The organism is Undibacterium sp. Jales W-56 (genome assembly GCF_025548535.1).
Taxonomy (GTDB): domain Bacteria; phylum Pseudomonadota; class Gammaproteobacteria; order Burkholderiales; family Burkholderiaceae_D; genus Undibacterium.
Genome location: NZ_JAJLQW010000007.1, coordinates 1 through 16,715, shown reverse-complemented (window position 1 = coordinate 16,715; position 16,715 = coordinate 1). Strand labels below are relative to the sequence as shown.

Sequence of the window (16,715 nt, the reverse complement as noted above, 5' to 3'; positions counted from 1 at the left end):
CTATCTGACACATTCAGCAATGGTTTCTTGTGAAAATAATTGCCACATGGAAATTAAAAAGTTAAACTATGCGCCTTTGCTTTTGACCTCGGTTGTCAGGGCAATTTCTCATATCTTCTTAATTTTTGGTGTAATGATGAAAAAATCCCTGATTGCAGCTTTGTTTTTGGCTTCCGCTTCATCTGTTTTTGCTTCTGAAATGTCTCCCGTATTGGAGAAGCAGTCTTGTGAAAAGCCAGCCTACCCAAAAGCTTCCCTGATGAATGAAGAGTCTGGCACCGTGGTGTTCTCTGTCCTGGTCGGTCCTGATGGCAACGTGATGGATTCTAAAATCGACAAATCCAGTGGTTCCAAAACTTTGGATAAGGCTGCCTTAAAGACTTATGCCGCATGCAAATTCAAGCCGGGTACAAAGGATGGCAAGCCTCAGCAAGCCTGGACAAAAATCGAATACGTGTGGAGCCTGACCTGATCGTCGGTCTTCATCATCCTCAGAAAGTCTTCAAGAATTTCCGATCGGGACAATAGCATCTTGATGAATCCCGGCTAAGGCAGATCACGCATAAGCATGCTTGATCATGTTTGCTTTAGCCGGGGAACTTCAAACCCTCGCTGTTGATATATTTGCTAAACTAAAGAACTCACCACTTTTGGTTTTCGCAAATCATCTGATCCCATGAAAATTCATTCTGTTTTATCTTCCGGCCCATCGCGCTTACTAACCGGTTTATTGTTGAGCTCCATCGCCAGCCTGCTTCTGTGCGCCGCTCCGCCAGTATTCGCTGCGACTGACAAGCCCGCCGCTACTGCCGGCCACAACGATGCCGGTGGTATCGGCTGGCGCAAAGACAATGATGTCGATGCTGCATTTGCGCTAGCCAAGGCATCGAAGAAACCGGTGTTTTTGTACTGGGGTGCGGTCTGGTGCCCGCCCTGCAATCAGGTAAAGGCGACGATATTCAATCGCCAGGATTTCATTGATCGTTCACGTCATTTCATTCCCGTGTATCTGGATGGCGATACGCCGAGCGCGCAAAAGCTGGCCGCGCGTTTTAAAGTGCGCGGCTATCCAACCATGATTCTCTTCAAACCGGATGGCGCTGAAATCACGCGCTTGCCGGGCGAGGTCGATGCTGAACGGTATTTGCAAGTCTTGGTCTCTGCCATGAATAGCAGCCTGTCGGTGCAGGACAGCCTGAAGCTTGCTCTGACAGGAAGTAAAAAAGTAAGCGTAGAGGATTGGAGTTTGCTGGCCGATTATTCCTGGGATGATCCTGAACAAAAACTGGTCAACAATAAAGATGTCGCGATTACCTTATTCCGTCTTGCAGAGCTTTGCCCGGCGGGACCGAATGCGACACGTTTGTATTTAAAAGCCTTGTCAGTCAGTGCTAATACGCCGCCAGCGCAGGCCGGCATCGATAAGGCAGCGGCGCTGGATAGGCTGATTAAAGCCCTGGCTGACCCTCGTCTTGCCAGGGACAATATGGACGTGGTAACGAGTGTGCCGGGCGAATTGCTGGAGTATCTCAGCACCCCTAAAACGGATGCGCGCGGCAAGTTGATGGTGGCCATGAATGCCGCTTTGCTTCAATTGGCAGATGACACGACGCTCTCAAAAACCGATCGCTTAGCTGCGGTGAATGGCTTGGCGACTCTGGCTAAGTTAGACAATGCCAAACCCGACGCCAGCTTCCTCAAAGATGTGCAAAAACGCATAGTGCAGATTGAACAGGCCACCACCGATGCGTATGAACGTCAATCGGTAGTGAATGCGGCGGCGCATGCCTACGGTTCTGCCGGATTGCTGGATGAATCCGATAATTTGCTGAAGGCCGAATTAAAACGCTCGCATTCACCGTATTATTTCATGTCCAGCTTGGCCTCGAATGCCAAGAAGCGTGGCGACAAGGCTGCAGCCGTGAATTGGTATGAGCAAGCCTACAATGCAGCCAAAGGTCCGGCAACCCGTTTGCAATGGGGCTCAAGTTACGTCAGCGGTTTGACTGAGTTGGCGCCGACGGAAGATGCGCGCATAGAAAAAGCGGCGCAAAGTGTGTTGGCGGAAATCGGTACAACCGAAAACGCATTTTATGAGCGTAACCGCGCTTACCTGGACCGGATGGGCAAGAAGCTGCTCGAATGGAATAAGGATGGCAAGCACCAGGCATCCTTCCAAAAAGTACGCACACAACTCGATGGCATTTGCGCCAAATTACCGGCCAGTGACCCGCAACGTGCGGCGTGTCAGTCGGTATTGAGTAACGCTAAATCCTGATCTGTTTAGTTGAACAACTGTTTTTGACCTGACAATCACCAGCGTCAAACCGGGTAACTGTCAGATCAGATCGTATTTGCTACACTTTATCAAACTGGATAACTCCGCCCTCTCGTAAGGTCCTACTGTGCGATCAAGTCCAATTACTACGTTTTCTTTTCAAGGCTAAAACAAATAGTGTTCAATTTCGCGAAAGTTCCCTATAACTATCTGTTGTGCCTCAGGATGTATTTCTTGCTTGTGAGGGTCAATATTTAATGCTTGCAACATATAAGCGACGAGAGGCGCACGGATTTTTATGTCAAGGCAACGGTTTTTCATATCAAAATCACGTGCAATTATTTCTTGCTGCGCCTCTCCTAACCGGCTATCTGGCACTATTTTTAAGGTGATTTCTTTATTCCAAATCTTGTCCGCTTCGCCGGTAAATTTGCTTTCATTCAAAATTTCGGGATTACCTCGAAATCGGCTTAATACAAAGTCTCGAAAATCACGATGCTTCTCACAGTAAGCACGTACGTGCCAACGTAATGGTGTGCAAACAAGCGTGTGTGGCACAATAATCCGATCTTCTTCAATGCCAGACGTCATTGATATGTAGCTTAAATCGACACGTTTATGTTCTCTTGATGCTTGAACTAGCGATCGTAAAATAACAGGATCAATGCGGCGCAATGGCACCTGCAGCATTTCGGTATGAGCAAAACCTAGATCTAATCCCTGAAAGGTATGTACGATGTCTTTATTGCGGCTAAGCACATGTAAATATTCATCTGCAGTACCCGTGGTTAACTTAGGCGCAAAGTTTTTGCTTGGAATGTAGCCCTTCAAATACTTATCATAAAGTAGGTTGCTTGGAGCGATATCGAGCAAATATGCATTGATGTCTTTACTCGCTTGTTGCCTACCTATACCAAAACTATTGCACAAGTGATTCGTCGTCAAACGCCCTTCCCAATACGCCACGATCTCGATAAGACGATAACGCATCAACAAATCCCAACGTAGTGGCCAATTCATTTTTAGTCTCCGAGATGTGCCTGAAAAATCGACATGTACATGCAGTCAGTATAGATATGTAATCAATATAGACATATTATGGATGCAATAGATTTTAAACAATGAAATTTTCAAATCGTGTTGCTCTAAATTTGCCTTGAATAAAGGAATAAGCGTAATGGAAGACCTTTCGCCTTCAGACTTAAAAGCCATTCTGCATTCAAAACGCGCCAATCTGTATTACCTGGAGCATTGCCGGGTCATGCAAAAAGACGGGCGCGTACTCTATCTGCAAGAAGCCAAGAACGAAAATCATTATTGGAATATCCCGATAGCCAATACCACCGTGCTGATGCTGGGCAGTGGTACATCCATCACCCATGCCGCCGTCAGAATGCTGGCGCGGGCAGGCGTGTTGGTCGGCTTTTGCGGTGGCGGCGGCACACCGCTGTACATGGGCAATGAGATTGAATGGATGACGCCGCAAGGTGAATATCGCCCCACCCAATATTTACAAGGCTGGTGTTCATTCTGGTTTGACGACCAACAACGCTTAGCCGCCGCCAAACAATTACAACAAGCGCGCATCCGCTATTTAAGTCAGGTCTGGCAAAAAGACACAGACCTCAAAGCAGAAGGCTTCGATGTCAATGATGCTGAGATTCAAAAAGCCTTAGACCTTTGCAGCCAAAGAATAGAGCAAGCAAAAAATCCAGCAGAGCTATTATTGAACGAAGCGCAGCTCACCAAAATGCTCTACAAATACGCAGCCAATCACACCAAGCAAAGCGGCTTCACGCGTAAGCATGAAGAAACCGATAAAGCCAACGCTTTTCTGAATCACGGCAACTACCTCGCCTACGGCCTAGCCGCCTGCACGCTGTGGGTACTAGGCATACCACACGGCTTCGCAGTCATGCACGGCAAAACGCGCCGTGGTGCGCTGGTATTTGACGTCGCCGATTTAATCAAAGATGCCATCGTCCTACCTTGGGCATTTGTCTGCGCCAAAGAAAACGCCACCGAACAAGAGTTTCGCCAGCAATGCCTGCAAGCCTTCACCAATCACAAGGCGCTCGATTTTATGTTCGACCAAATCAAAGAAATCGCACTACGGGGTGAGCTAGAACAAGACCCCAATGTAGCTGCCGATGCGATGATAAGCGACGCGACAAATGACGATAGAAATGATGAAATGGGTGATGTGGCTGATGACGAAACGGGCGAGGGAGACGCCACATCATGATGGTCACCTTCGTTTCACAATGCCAAAAAAATGCCCTCAAAAAAACTCGCCGTGTACTAGACGCATTTGCCGATCGCATTGGTGATAATACTTGGCAGGCTGTGATTACTGAAGATGGTTTGGCGGTTGTAAAAAAGATGCTGCGCCAGACTGCTAGTAAGAATACGGCGGTGGCATGTCATTGGATACGGTCGCGAAGTCGATCTGAGTTGACTTGGATCGTGGGTAATCGCAGGCAATTTAATACGCAAGGGATAGTGCCAGTAAGCTCAACTAAAAAAGATCATCAACATGAAGAATGGGAAAATAATTGGCAATATCTACCACTGATAAAAGCTTTGGCCGCACTTGCTGCGCTGCTGCATGATTGGGGTAAAGCGACACTGCTATTTCAGACAAAATTGAAAAAAAGTAGCAAAGAAGGTGACCCGCTTCGGCACGAATGGATGTCGTGTTTGTTATTGCATGCATTGGTCACTCATTCTGGCGATACCAAAAATGATCAGGCATGGCTGAATTTACTTTCCCAAGGCAAAATTGACGAGAAAGTATTGATCGAGGCTGTCAGTAAAAACCAAGGTAAACCTCTAGAAAACCTACCGCCATTGGCGCAACTCACTGCATGGTTAATTGTGACGCATCACCGTCTGCCAGCTACACAGAATAAGTATGAATATGCAGATACTGAGAAAAATGAAATTAATTCACTTTTCAAAAGTATTAACGCGGAGTGGGGTTATCAAAACAAGTCCGATGCAAGTGATTATAAAAAACGCTTAGCCGACTGTTTCAAGTTTCCTGAAGGCTTGTTGTCGCAATCGGAAGCATGGCTTAGCAAAGTAAAAAAATGGTCTAAGCGTCTGTTACAGGAAGAATATACCGCATTGCGATTGCTAGAAAACGGCGCATATCGCTTGGTTCTACACCACGCCAGGCTATCGCTCATGCTGGGCGATCATTACTACTCGTCGTGTGAAGCAAGCACAACATGGAAAACCGACCTCAAGCTGTTTGCAAACACGGATTCCAAAAGAGAACTCAAACAACGTCTTGACGAGCATTTGGTCAATGTCAGTCAACAGGCTTTATGTGTGACGCAGTCTTTATCCAGGTTTCGCCTGGACATGGTTCCTGCCTACGATATCAAGAACCTTAAGAAGAAAGGTCCGCCGGGCTTTGAATGGCAAGATGTAGCGACAGATAAAGTCACTGCGTTCCGTAAACAAAATCAGTCTATCGACACCAAGTACGCTTGGTTCATAGTCAATATGGCGAGCACAGGTTGCGGCAAAACGATAGCGAATGCCAAAATTATGCGCGCGCTCTCCGATGACGGTGAAAGTTTGCGATTTATTTTGGCACTTGGTTTGCGGACATTAACACTGCAAACTGGTGATGAATATCGCGACAGGATAGGCTTAAATAAGGAAGAACTCGCTGTCTTGATAGGCTCTTCAGAAGTAAAAGAGTTGCATGAGAAATCAAACGAGAAAAAGGACAGCACAGAACCGCTATACGAGGAAGGTGGTTCTGAATCGATGGGATCATTACTGGACGAAGATATTGAGTTCCATGAGCCGGTCGCCGCTAATTTTTTAGATGCGATTTTTCCCACAGATCAACCGAAAGTTATTGATAAGAACAAAGCATTCCTCTACAAACCTGTACTTGTCTGCACGATAGACCACATCATGGCTGCGACTGAAACCAAACGCGGCGGTAAGTATATTCTGCCCTGTTTGCGTTTGCTATCTTCGGACTTAGTCATTGATGAAATTGACGATTTCGATGTCAATGATTTGATCGCGATCGGGCGTTTAATTCACTTGGCTGGCATGCTCGGACGAAAAGTAATGATTTCGTCCGCCACCATTCCGCCCGCATTAGCCGAAGGCTATTTCAACGCCTATCAAGAAGGCTGGCGTTTGCACCAGCATTTCTTGGGAGCAGATGCGAAGATTGCCTGCACCTGGATCGATGAATTCCAGACGCAGGTACAATTTATCGATCAGACCAAGTCTGCCGATCATTGCCAACAGTATCGAAACCTGCATCAGCAATTTGTAAAAGGTCGGGTAAAGAAATTACTAGATCAGATTATTAAGCGTAAAGCTTATATCGTGCCGTGCCTCGATCTTTATCCGCAGGAAAAATCGAAAAAACCCGGTGACGCGAATAGCGCTGAAAGCGTGTACTTTGAACGTATGAAGCAAGCCGCGATGGATTTGCATGTTCACCATCATTCCATCGATAAGCTCACTAGAAAAAAAGTCTCATTCGGCATCATGCGAGTAGCCAATATTCCACCTTGTATTGCGCTGACGCAGCACTTAATGGAAGCAACTTGGCCGGAGCAATACGCGCCAAAAGTCATGGCATATCATAGCCGTCAAGTTCTTCTTTTAAGACACGAACAAGAACAACACTTGGATAGTGTTCTTAAACGGAAAGAGAAAGCTGACGAGATACCTGATGGTTTCAAAAATTCCATTATCCGCAAGCATCTCGATCAAACTAATGCGGATCATGTCTTGTTTATTTTAATTGCGACACCGGTAGAAGAAGTAGGACGGGATCATGATTTTGATTGGGCAATTATCGAACCATCGTCTTATCGTTCCATCATTCAGTTAGCTGGACGTGTACGCCGGCATCGGCAAGTTGGAATTGACCATCCCAACATCGCCATTATGCAAACCAATTTAAAGGCCTTACGCAAAAAGGATAGCCCAGCCTATTTTCGACCAGGCTTTGAAAACGCCAAAAACCTGCGCTTGAAGAGTCATGATTTATGCACCTTGCTTGACGAGGATGTCATTAATAAAAAAGTCGATGCGACCCCGCGCATCGCACCGGCAGAAACCTTGCGTCCGAATGAACGTCTGGCCGACTTAGAGCATCAAGCCATTGGTAATGCATTGACCAATTACACAAAAAAAGGCCCAGAGCATTTGCAGGCATGGCTAAGCGCTTCTTGGTGGATGACGGCAGTACCTCAAAATTTGATCAAATTTCGCGCCAGCAGCCCTGAACTTTCTATGTACTTAGTGTGGGAAGACAGGCGTCCTGCATTTTGTACGAAAAATGAAAAAGGCAAACCTATTCCACGAGAAAAATCCGTTGGAATACATCGAAATGATGAAATGTCAAATCAGATGGCAGGGCGATTCTGGCTCAATCGGAATTATGAACACTCACTTCGTGCTGAATGTAACTTGGATCTACGCGCGAATTTAACCGAGCGAGATCATCAAATGATGCGTGCTAAGTCACTGCGATATGGAGAAATATCGATTCCTATCAATCCAGATGATGACCGCGATAAAGGGAAGGAATTTGAGTATTCCGATCAATTTGGACTTCGCGAGAAAATTGATCGAAATTTGTAAACTGCCTGCTCGGCAGTGATGTTAAAAAAGCAAATGATATTTTCTAAGCTGCTTTTTCAGCAGGCCTTGCATCATAAAGATTAAAGTCGAATATTGCAATTCAAGAAAATTTCGAAAAATGCAAATGATATGGATAAGTTATAAAAAATATCTTACAATGAATCAACTTAATGAGGTGATGCCGATATGAACAAACAAATTACTGAGTTTTTCGCTGATCGCAAAGCCGCATGGATTAAGGCAAAAACCAAAGCGATCGCTGACACAATAGAACAAAACAAGCTCAACCAAGAAGCAGAAGATAGGTTTTCTCCCACAAATTGGTTTCCAGATGCGGCAAGGCGAGCTTCGCAACTTTCTATGGTGAGCCACCCTGGAAAATTTAGTCATCCAAGCGCAAAGACCTCTTCCATTATCGCGCACTGTGAACATGCGGATGACGGCTATCTGCGCACAGGCAACCTCAGTTATGACTTGGATGTATTTGGCAATGCAGCAGCAATGGATGTGTATAAATTTTTGTGCTTGCAGATGGATGATGGGCGCACTGTGTTGACCCACCTCGAAACAGATAGCGAAGCAATAAAGTCTATGCTGACGATACCTGCGGCCAGCTACGAAGACATCAAGCAAGGATTACTAAGTATCAAACAAGTAGATAACTCGATCAAGACAGATAGGCTGGTGAAGCAAGTTTACTTTCCTGTCGATGATGCTTATCACTTGCTATCCATACTTACCCCTTCGGGTTTGTTGAGCGAGCTCAAGAAGCGAGTGGATGCGATACGTTTTTCGGATGCAACGAAAGAAGGAAAAGAGGCGCGTAAAAAAAATGAGATGCATGCTACTGGTTATGACGATTTATTCGATTTGACAGTTACTGCATACGGGGGAACTCAACCCCAAAATATTAGTGTCCTGAATAGTCAAAATGCCGGGCGTGCTTACTTATTTGCAGGCACTCCACCTAAACTTTCAAAACGCGATGTCCGCTTACCCCCAAAAGACTTTTTTAGAAACAGCACTAGTCCATTTCTATTTAAAGAACATTTCTTCGCATTACATGAGTTGATGAAGTGTGAAGTCAATAACCGGGCTACACGCGATCAAATTTCCAATATCATCATTCGAATAATTGATCAAGTGCTGGAACAAGTATTTAAAATCCGATTGTTTGGAATTGGATGGTCAAACTCTGATTACTACCAATCTTTACCTCTATCGCAACGTATTTTCTTAGACGATTTTCATTTGGAAAGGCGTGAATCCGATACCGACTGGACGGACAACATCACGCTCAATTTTGCGCGCTGGATATTACAAACTTACGAAGCGACGCTAAAAGACAATCACGTTGTTTTAAGCGACAACGAGCTGATACATATTCGAAAATTTGTTGAGGATGCGATTGAAAAAGATAAGGAGTTTTTCCAATGAGACGCTTTGTACTGATACCTCACATCAAAATTCACAATGCCAACGCGATGAGTAGCCCCTACACGATTGGTTTTCCCGCAATGACTGCCTGGTTAGGCGCAGTGCATGCACTACAACGCAAATTAAGGGATGCAGGCTTAAATGAGCTTACTTTCCCATCGGTCGCGGTGAGTTGTCATGATTTAGATCTGCAAACCTATAAAGGCGATGGCGACTACGTACACTCAATTATCGGTACTTCTAATCCACTGGATAAAGATGGCAGTCGTCCTGCATTTATTGAAGAGGCGCGCTGTCATTTAGAAATCTCACTGTTGATTGAATATAGCGGTTTAGATCCTGACGATAATGATCGTTTTATACAAGAAATTGATGCTTGTATATTGCGTATGAAAATGGCGAGCGGTGATATTCAATCGGCAAAAAAAACCGAACTACTGCCGGTCGACGAAGACGATGAAGGCAGTGTTCGCGCACTTGTCCGCAAACTCATGTTGGGTCACGTATTAGTTGAGCGTCGTGAGCTGATGATTGCGGCAATGAAGAATGGCGAAGATGCCTTAAGCGCGTTAATCAACCACTTAAGTCTACAACACAGGTCTAAGCAAGATAGTGAAGGCAAAGTCACTTGGACGAGAAAACGCCGCGAACCAAGTTGGCTGGTGCCAATTGCGGTTGGTTTTCAAGGAATATCTGATTTGGGCAAAGCCGCCAATCAACGCGATATGGATACGCCACATCGCTTCGCAGAAAGTATTGTCACACTCGGCGAGTTTGTAATGCCTTACCGGATTAGTAATTTGGATCATATGCTATGGCAATACCATATTGATCAAGTACAAAATTTATACGTTTGCCGCACCATAGCATCGACTTCAAACACCTTCAACGCATAGGAGAATTAACATGGCTAAATATGACAATATGATCGCATCTGTACTCGCGTTTGAAAAAAAACTCGTTGCTTCTGATGGCTATCTGTATGGCGCAACTTGGGATAAACGTACTCAGGAATCGAAACCATTGAGTCTCATTGAAAAATCAGTGCGTGGCACGATTTCGAACCGGCTTAAACCGGCAATTCAGAATGATCCATTAAAACTGAATGCAGAAGTTGAAAAAGCCAATTTACAAAAAGTGGACGCTTGCGCTTTAGGTGAACATCAAGATACTTTGAAGCTGCATTTCACTTTAAAAATTCTGGGAGGAGTAGAAACGCCTTCGGCATGTAATAACGCCTTGTTTAAGCGATCTTATGAGACCGTCGTCAAGACGTATATTGAGCAAGAGGGCTTTACAGAGTTAGCCCGACGTTATGCCGTAAATATTGCTAACGGTCGCTACTTGTGGCGCAATCGCATTGGTGCAGAAAAAATTGAAGTGAGTGTGCAGATTGGTAATGATCAGTGGGTCTTTAATGCCAGTGATTTTTCATTGCGACAGTTTGATAGTACGCATCCTGATGTACAAACTTTAGCCAATAGAATTGCCGATACGCTGAGTGGAAAAGCACCTGCTTTTCTCATTTCAATCAATGCTTATGCGTTGGTAGGGAAGGCTCAGGAAGTCTATCCTAGTGAAGAGTTGGTTTTAGACAAAGGCAAAGGCGACAAAAGCAAAATACTGTATGCGGTGAAAGGTGTCGCGGCAATGCATTCACAAAAAATTGGTAATGCTTTGCGCTCGATTGATACTTGGTACCCAGAGTTTGAAACCGCAAATATTGGACCAATCGCGATTGAGCCATATGGAGCAGTCACTAATCTCGGTAAAGCATTCCGGACGCCAAAAGAGAAAGTGGATTTCTACACTTTGTTTGATCGTTTTGCTTTAGGTGAAAAGCTTGCGAACAAAGAACAAGAACATTATGTGATGGCGGTCTTGGTTCGAGGTGGCGTGTTTGGTCAAAGTAGTAAGGAGTAGATCATGAATTACTACCAGGAACTCACTCTATTACCGCAAACAGAGGTAAGCGTGCATTCAATTTGGCCAAAACTTTATCAACAACTTCATCTGGCATTGGTTGAACTTCAAAAAGCGCAACCTGAAAAACCGGTTGGTGTGTCATTTCCACAGTACAAATTCAATGGACGAGACGCATCCGGTTTTATAGGAAGTAAACTGAGAATTTTTGCCTCAGATGAAGTCACGTTGGTACAGTTAGATTTAGCAAAGTGGCTTAATCGTTTGCATGATTATGTACATATAACGCAAACACGAGCAGTGCCGGAAAACATCAATCGTTATTTCTGCTTTAGCCGGGTACAAGTAAAATCCAATGTCCATCGACTTGCCAGAAGAAAGGCGAATCGTGAAGGTATCAACGTGGAACAAGCATTGGTTTTACTCAATGGTTTCGAAGAAAAAAAACTGAAAAAACCATTTATTAACCTATGCAGTTTAAGTGGTGGGGAGCGTTTTCAATTGTTTATCGCTCGAAAAGAATCTCCTCTAGCTGTATCCGGTTCTTTTAGTTCGTATGGACTAAGTGCAGTTGCCACCGTTCCTGATTTTTGATTCGAGCGTAATACCATGAAAACTAAGCTCCAAGTTCTCGATCAGCAAGTTGGTACATATACCCAAAATGGGATTGAGTATATTTGCATTACGGATATTGCTCGCTTCAAAAACAGCGATCGTACCGATGACTTGATTCGTAACTGGTCGCGTAATCGCAATGCCACCGAGTTTTTGGGGATATAGGAGTAATTGAATAACCCGGATTTTAAACCTGTGGAATTCGACGTGTTTGAAAAACAGGCTGGTCTGAATAGCTTTACCCTGACACCCAAGTAAAGAATTCCAGCGTCTTAAAGAACAGAAATTTACCCAATTAGGCTGGGATATCCGGCGTAATCTGGCGAAGGTGAATTACCAGATTCACCCCGATGCGATTAAAGAAAATCTGGTACCCGATACGCTCACCAAGCAACAAATAGGCGCAGTCTACGCAACAGAAGCCGATTTACTGAATATCGCTTTATTCGGCGTGACGGCGCAACAATGGCGTAATGAAAATTCCACGCTTCAAGGCAATAGCGCGACCACGCTAATATGCATCAGCTAGTGTGTCTGGCAAATCTGGAATCGATGAATGCGAATTACATCACGGGAAGTTTAATTCAGATTGAGCGATTGCAAAAACTAAATGACTTGCCACCTCACAAATGACGATCTTGTTGAGCAGCACGAATAAGCAAATAAAATAAAGTCATAAGTTAATCAATCTAATTTTTTTAAATGTTTGATCAAAACGATTGCACACCAATTTTTACCAATCAATTTGCTCTTTAAAAAAATCATATAAAAATCAAGAAGTTGCAACAAGCTCTTAGATCATTGGTGAAACCCGAAAAAATGCGCTAAGTGTTTGTTGTAACTTATTTTTTTCTGCGTAGGATACGTTCACTGCCGCACAGGCAGCTTAGAAAATAGGTATTTCGTGAGAAATCCACGATTCTATGTTCACTGCCGCACAGGCAGCTTAGAAACGCCCGGTGGTCGCGCCAGCCGGCGATATTGGCGTTCACTGCCGCACAGGCAGCTTAGAAACATAAAGTCCGACGTAATACCCGGGGTTATCAGTTCACTGCCGCACAGGCAGCTTAGAAAGAAAAAATTAGGCAAGGCAGTAATCGCGAATCGTTCACTGCCGCACAGGCAGCTTAGAAACATTCGTCGTCAATGCGCCCGTTGAAGTCAACGTTCACTGCCGCACAGGCAGCTTAGAAAGTACCATGCCCTGGTAGTCAGTGTGTAGGACCGTTCACTGCCGCACAGGCAGCTTAGAAAATTCATTTCAACTACTTCAAAGCCAGATAACGGTTCACTGCCGCACAGGCAGCTTAGAAAAGCGACAGGTATTCCATTGCTGGCAAATACATGTTCACTGCCGCACAGGCAGCTTAGAAATTGGTGAAAGAGATGTTATATAATTTCACTCCGTTCACTGCCGCACAGGCAGCTTAGAAAGACAGCAGGCAGCTTATCCATCGCCAATTTGTGTTCACTGCCGCACAGGCAGCTTAGAAATGTATCAGCGAAATAGAACGAGTCGTCCCGTTGTTCACTGCCGCACAGGCAGCTTAGAAAAGCCACAGGGCAATACGGCATTGATTGCCGCGGTTCACTGCCGCACAGGCAGCTTAGAAATTTTGTATGCAAATCCAGCATTGTCATCAGATGTTCACTGCCGCACAGGCAGCTTAGAAATGTAATCGGCCTGCGCACCTCAACCAAGACATGTTCACTGCCGCACAGGCAGCTTAGAAAGCACATCGATGAGAACTGGAAGATTTGGGCTTGTTCACTGCCGCACAGGCAGCTTAGAAATTTGAACCAGGGTGTCATTCCTGTCGCGAATAGTTCACTGCCGCACAGGCAGCTTAGAAATTTTTGCTTCAGCACGAATTAATTTTAAAGCCGTTCACTGCCGCACAGGCAGCTTAGAAAGACACCGGCGAATACCATCTGATTGAACGAAGGTTCACTGCCGCACAGGCAGCTTAGAAATCCTGAAAAAACCTGAAATTGCAGATGAAATCGTTCACTGCCGCACAGGCAGCTTAGAAATAGTACCTTTTCTATTTGCCCATATTTCCACTGTTCACTGCCGCACAGGCAGCTTAGAAAACTCTTTATGAGAGAGAAATTAATCTGCATGAGTTCACTGCCGCACAGGCAGCTTAGAAATATCGAGTTATCAGGCTTGAATGTGGCGCTTTGTTCACTGCCGCACAGGCAGCTTAGAAATTATCGTGTATTGAACAAAGAAGGGGAATTGCGTTCACTGCCGCACAGGCAGCTTAGAAATGATAGCTGGCAATTTGAGCCGCAATCTGGGCGTTCACTGCCGCACAGGCAGCTTAGAAATCAATCACAATTTTAAAAAGGATGTAAATCATGTTCACTGCCGCACAGGCAGCTTAGAAAATGCAAGCATTTACCATCGTTTTACAAGTCATGTTCACTGCCGCACAGGCAGCTTAGAAAAGCAGACCCGCAAGACCTAGCCCGCCGGATAGGTTCACTGCCGCACAGGCAGCTTAGAAATCAATCACAATTTTAAAAAGGATGTAAATCATGTTCACTGCCGCACAGGCAGCTTAGAAAAATAAGATTGGCGGACTCCACATCAATCGGCAGTTCACTGCCGCACAGGCAGCTTAGAAATAGATCGCGCTGTAGTCAATTTCTTTACCGTTGTTCACTGCCGCACAGGCAGCTTAGAAATCAAAAATCATCGTGGTTTCAACCAGGACGTTGTTCACTGCCGCACAGGCAGCTTAGAAAATGATGTAACGCGATTCGACCATTGCCTTTGAGTTCACTGCCGCACAGGCAGCTTAGAAAGAAGTCGAGCGCCGGATTGCGACAGGTAATACGTTCACTGCCGCACAGGCAGCTTAGAAATGATAAGCCCGCTGCATCAGATCCACAAGACCGTTCACTGCCGCACAGGCAGCTTAGAAAGTTCCAGCATGTGCAGGGATTGATATCGCCTTGTTCACTGCCGCACAGGCAGCTTAGAAAAACATGATGCCTGCGCTAATAGCTGCACAAGCGTTCACTGCCGCACAGGCAGCTTAGAAATTTAGGAAATTGATGTTGCATGTTGCCTCATTGTTCACTGCCGCACAGGCAGCTTAGAAAAAATCATAATTTGCAATTGTCATGCATTGAGCGTTCACTGCCGCACAGGCAGCTTAGAAAGTTAAGCGAGTCCGAGCTTGCTAAGCGTTTAGGTTCACTGCCGCACAGGCAGCTTAGAAATGTACAAAATCCCATTTAAGCGGATCGAGATCGTTCACTGCCGCACAGGCAGCTTAGAAAAGTGAAAAATTGGCGTCGTGAACGAAGATTTCGTTCACTGCCGCACAGGCAGCTTAGAAATCTGCCAAAGCTGCTTCGACAGCGGCACCAAGTGTTCACTGCCGCACAGGCAGCTTAGAAAAATGAAAAGGCACTGAAACTCGAACAAGCTGCGTTCACTGCCGCACAGGCAGCTTAGAAAATTCCAAAAATACGCTTTCGATATCAACGTCAGTTCACTGCCGCACAGGCAGCTTAGAAATGACCGACCCGGTTTTGACCGAATAACCACCAGTTCACTGCCGCACAGGCAGCTTAGAAAGAGTAGTCCGTGATGCCCACCTTGGCGCCGTAGTTCACTGCCGCACAGGCAGCTTAGAAATCAAAGCCTGCGAAGCACTTGGCAGCACCCCCGTTCACTGCCGCACAGGCAGCTTAGAAACGGTAAAGCGGCTGATATTGGACAGCGCATGCGTTCACTGCCGCACAGGCAGCTTAGAAAAATACCGTTTACATCGCTGCAAGCCCTTCCAGGTTCACTGCCGCACAGGCAGCTTAGAAAACCGGTATAGACAGGGCCACGGAATTGCTTCAGTTCACTGCCGCACAGGCAGCTTAGAAATGCGTGAATTGCAGCAGCGCCAACAGCAGCATGTTCACTGCCGCACAGGCAGCTTAGAAAAATCAAAGAAGTCGAGGCCGAGTTCAGTTCATGTTCACTGCCGCACAGGCAGCTTAGAAAGTTTGTTGTAAGGGTTGCTGAGTAACCTAAAAGTTCACTGCCGCACAGGCAGCTTAGAAAATTCGCAGCCAGTGAAAAATTGGCGTCGTGAAGTTCACTGCCGCACAGGCAGCTTAGAAAATATAGGATGACGATGCGCACAATCCATCGCGGTTCACTGCCGCACAGGCAGCTTAGAAAATTGAGATAATCACTCCACGCGCACTGTCGGAGTTCACTGCCGCACAGGCAGCTTAGAAACGCATCAAAATGAACCAGCGGGCCGGAATAATCGTTCACTGCCGCACAGGCAGCTTAGAAATTACTACGGCAGTGGAAGCGGAACGACCGGCCGTTCACTGCCGCACAGGCAGCTTAGAAATTTACCAATACGGCTGTTGGGCTAAAACCATTGTTCACTGCCGCACAGGCAGCTTAGAAAAGCGACCTCAATGCATCGATTTTCATCAAGGAGTTCACTGCCGCACAGGCAGCTTAGAAACAGCGGCGCATGGTCAAGATCGAGCGCATCCCGTTCACTGCCGCACAGGCAGCTTAGAAACAGCGGCGCATGGTCAAGATCGAGCGCATCCCGTTCACTGCCGCACAGGCAGCTTAGAAAAAGGAAATATCTTGGGACGAAGAAGCTTGAAAGTTCACTGCCGCACAGGCAGCTTAGAAATTGTGCAAACTAAAAAAAGTCGCTCCCGGTTTGTTCACTGCCGCACAGGCAGCTTAGAAATAATATGAAACGGGCGACAAAGCCAAAGTGACGTTCACTGCCGCACAGGCAGCTTAGAAATATAAAGTAATTTTTGCACCATATCCGCGGCC

The 16,715-nt window shown here is 45.8% G+C and carries 11 protein-coding genes and 1 CRISPR repeat array; of the genes, 10 read left to right on the top strand and 1 reads right to left on the bottom strand.

Translation table 11 applies throughout. From position 1 onward, the window contains the following. Nucleotides 1–46 precede the first annotated feature (46 nt). Together LPB67_RS17020 and LPB67_RS17015 are read left to right on the top strand one after the other, a co-directional pair. Complete coding sequence (locus tag LPB67_RS17020) at nt 47–472, top strand: energy transducer TonB (RefSeq protein ID WP_316685262.1); 426 nt, start codon at nt 47–49, stop codon at nt 470–472. 204 nt (nt 473–676) lie between these two features. Beyond that, nucleotides 677–2,278 carry a thioredoxin family protein gene (locus LPB67_RS17015; RefSeq protein ID WP_262838495.1) on the top strand — a complete coding sequence of 534 codons (1,602 nt, stop codon included), beginning with the start codon at nt 677–679 and terminating at the stop codon, nt 2,276–2,278. A gap of 165 nt (nt 2,279–2,443) precedes the next feature. Here LPB67_RS17015 and LPB67_RS17010 read toward each other — a convergent pair whose 3' ends face one another. Continuing rightward, the gene (locus tag LPB67_RS17010; RefSeq protein ID WP_262838494.1) at nt 2,444–3,298 is read right to left on the bottom strand and encodes a WYL domain-containing protein; all 855 of its coding nucleotides are present in this window, start codon (nt 3,296–3,298) and stop codon (nt 2,444–2,446) included. A gap of 157 nt (nt 3,299–3,455) precedes the next feature. Here LPB67_RS17010 and cas1f point away from each other — a divergent pair, with 157 nt between their 5' ends. The 8 genes from cas1f (at nt 3,456) to LPB67_RS16970 (ending at nt 12,416) form a co-directional block, all read left to right on the top strand. Next, complete coding sequence (gene cas1f, locus LPB67_RS17005; protein WP_262838493.1) at nt 3,456–4,523, top strand: type I-F CRISPR-associated endonuclease Cas1f; 1,068 nt, start codon at nt 3,456–3,458, stop codon at nt 4,521–4,523. Then, entirely contained in the window at nt 4,520–7,912 is a 3,393-nt protein-coding gene (gene cas3f / locus LPB67_RS17000; RefSeq protein ID WP_262838492.1) for a type I-F CRISPR-associated helicase Cas3f, read from the top strand. Before cas1f ends, cas3f begins: the two co-directional genes overlap by 4 nt. 186 nt (nt 7,913–8,098) lie before the next feature. Beyond that, entirely contained in the window at nt 8,099–9,349 is a 1,251-nt protein-coding gene (gene csy1 / locus LPB67_RS16995) for a type I-F CRISPR-associated protein Csy1 (RefSeq protein WP_262838491.1), read from the top strand. Next, nucleotides 9,346–10,245 (top strand): type I-F CRISPR-associated protein Csy2, encoded by a 900-nt coding sequence (gene csy2 / locus LPB67_RS16990; RefSeq protein WP_262838490.1) that lies wholly within the window; start codon nt 9,346–9,348, stop codon nt 10,243–10,245. Before csy1 ends, csy2 begins: the two co-directional genes overlap by 4 nt. A 10-nt stretch (nt 10,246–10,255) precedes the next feature. Then, nucleotides 10,256–11,272 (top strand): type I-F CRISPR-associated protein Csy3, encoded by a 1,017-nt coding sequence (gene csy3 / locus LPB67_RS16985; protein WP_262838489.1) that lies wholly within the window; start codon nt 10,256–10,258, stop codon nt 11,270–11,272. Nucleotides 11,273–11,275: 3 nt separating this feature from the next. Beyond that, on the top strand, nt 11,276–11,866 hold the full coding sequence (cas6f, locus tag LPB67_RS16980; RefSeq protein ID WP_262838488.1) for a type I-F CRISPR-associated endoribonuclease Cas6/Csy4: 591 nt from the start codon (nt 11,276–11,278) through the stop codon (nt 11,864–11,866). 15 nt (nt 11,867–11,881) lie between these two features. Further along, nucleotides 11,882–12,052 carry a KilA-N domain-containing protein gene (locus LPB67_RS16975; RefSeq protein WP_262838487.1) on the top strand — a complete coding sequence of 57 codons (171 nt, stop codon included), beginning with the start codon at nt 11,882–11,884 and terminating at the stop codon, nt 12,050–12,052. A 163-nt stretch (nt 12,053–12,215) separates the two neighbouring features. After that, entirely contained in the window at nt 12,216–12,416 is a 201-nt protein-coding gene (locus tag LPB67_RS16970; protein WP_262838486.1) for a hypothetical protein, read from the top strand. 336 nt (nt 12,417–12,752) lie between these two features. Continuing rightward, a CRISPR array of direct repeats spans nt 12,753–16,683; the repeat unit is 28 nt; unit sequence GTTCACTGCCGCACAGGCAGCTTAGAAA. Between the last annotated feature and the right edge of the window lie 32 nt (nt 16,684–16,715).

Excerpts from the sequence above, each read along its gene's own strand:
- cas1f (WP_262838493.1), top strand. The coding sequence starts at position 3,456 with ATGGAAGACCTTTCGCCTTCAGACTTAAAAGCCATTCTGCATTCAAAA.
- cas3f (WP_262838492.1), top strand. The coding sequence starts at position 4,520 with ATGATGGTCACCTTCGTTTCACAATGCCAAAAAAATGCCCTCAAAAAA.
- csy3 (WP_262838489.1), top strand. The coding sequence starts at position 10,256 with ATGGCTAAATATGACAATATGATCGCATCTGTACTCGCGTTTGAAAAA.
- LPB67_RS17010 (WP_262838494.1), bottom strand. The coding sequence starts at position 3,298 with ATGAATTGGCCACTACGTTGGGATTTGTTGATGCGTTATCGTCTTATC.
- csy1 (WP_262838491.1), top strand. The coding sequence starts at position 8,099 with ATGAACAAACAAATTACTGAGTTTTTCGCTGATCGCAAAGCCGCATGG.
- LPB67_RS16975 (WP_262838487.1), top strand. The coding sequence starts at position 11,882 with ATGAAAACTAAGCTCCAAGTTCTCGATCAGCAAGTTGGTACATATACC.
- LPB67_RS17015 (WP_262838495.1), top strand. The coding sequence starts at position 677 with ATGAAAATTCATTCTGTTTTATCTTCCGGCCCATCGCGCTTACTAACC.
- cas6f (WP_262838488.1), top strand. The coding sequence starts at position 11,276 with ATGAATTACTACCAGGAACTCACTCTATTACCGCAAACAGAGGTAAGC.
- csy2 (WP_262838490.1), top strand. The coding sequence starts at position 9,346 with ATGAGACGCTTTGTACTGATACCTCACATCAAAATTCACAATGCCAAC.
- LPB67_RS17020 (WP_316685262.1), top strand. The coding sequence starts at position 47 with ATGGAAATTAAAAAGTTAAACTATGCGCCTTTGCTTTTGACCTCGGTT.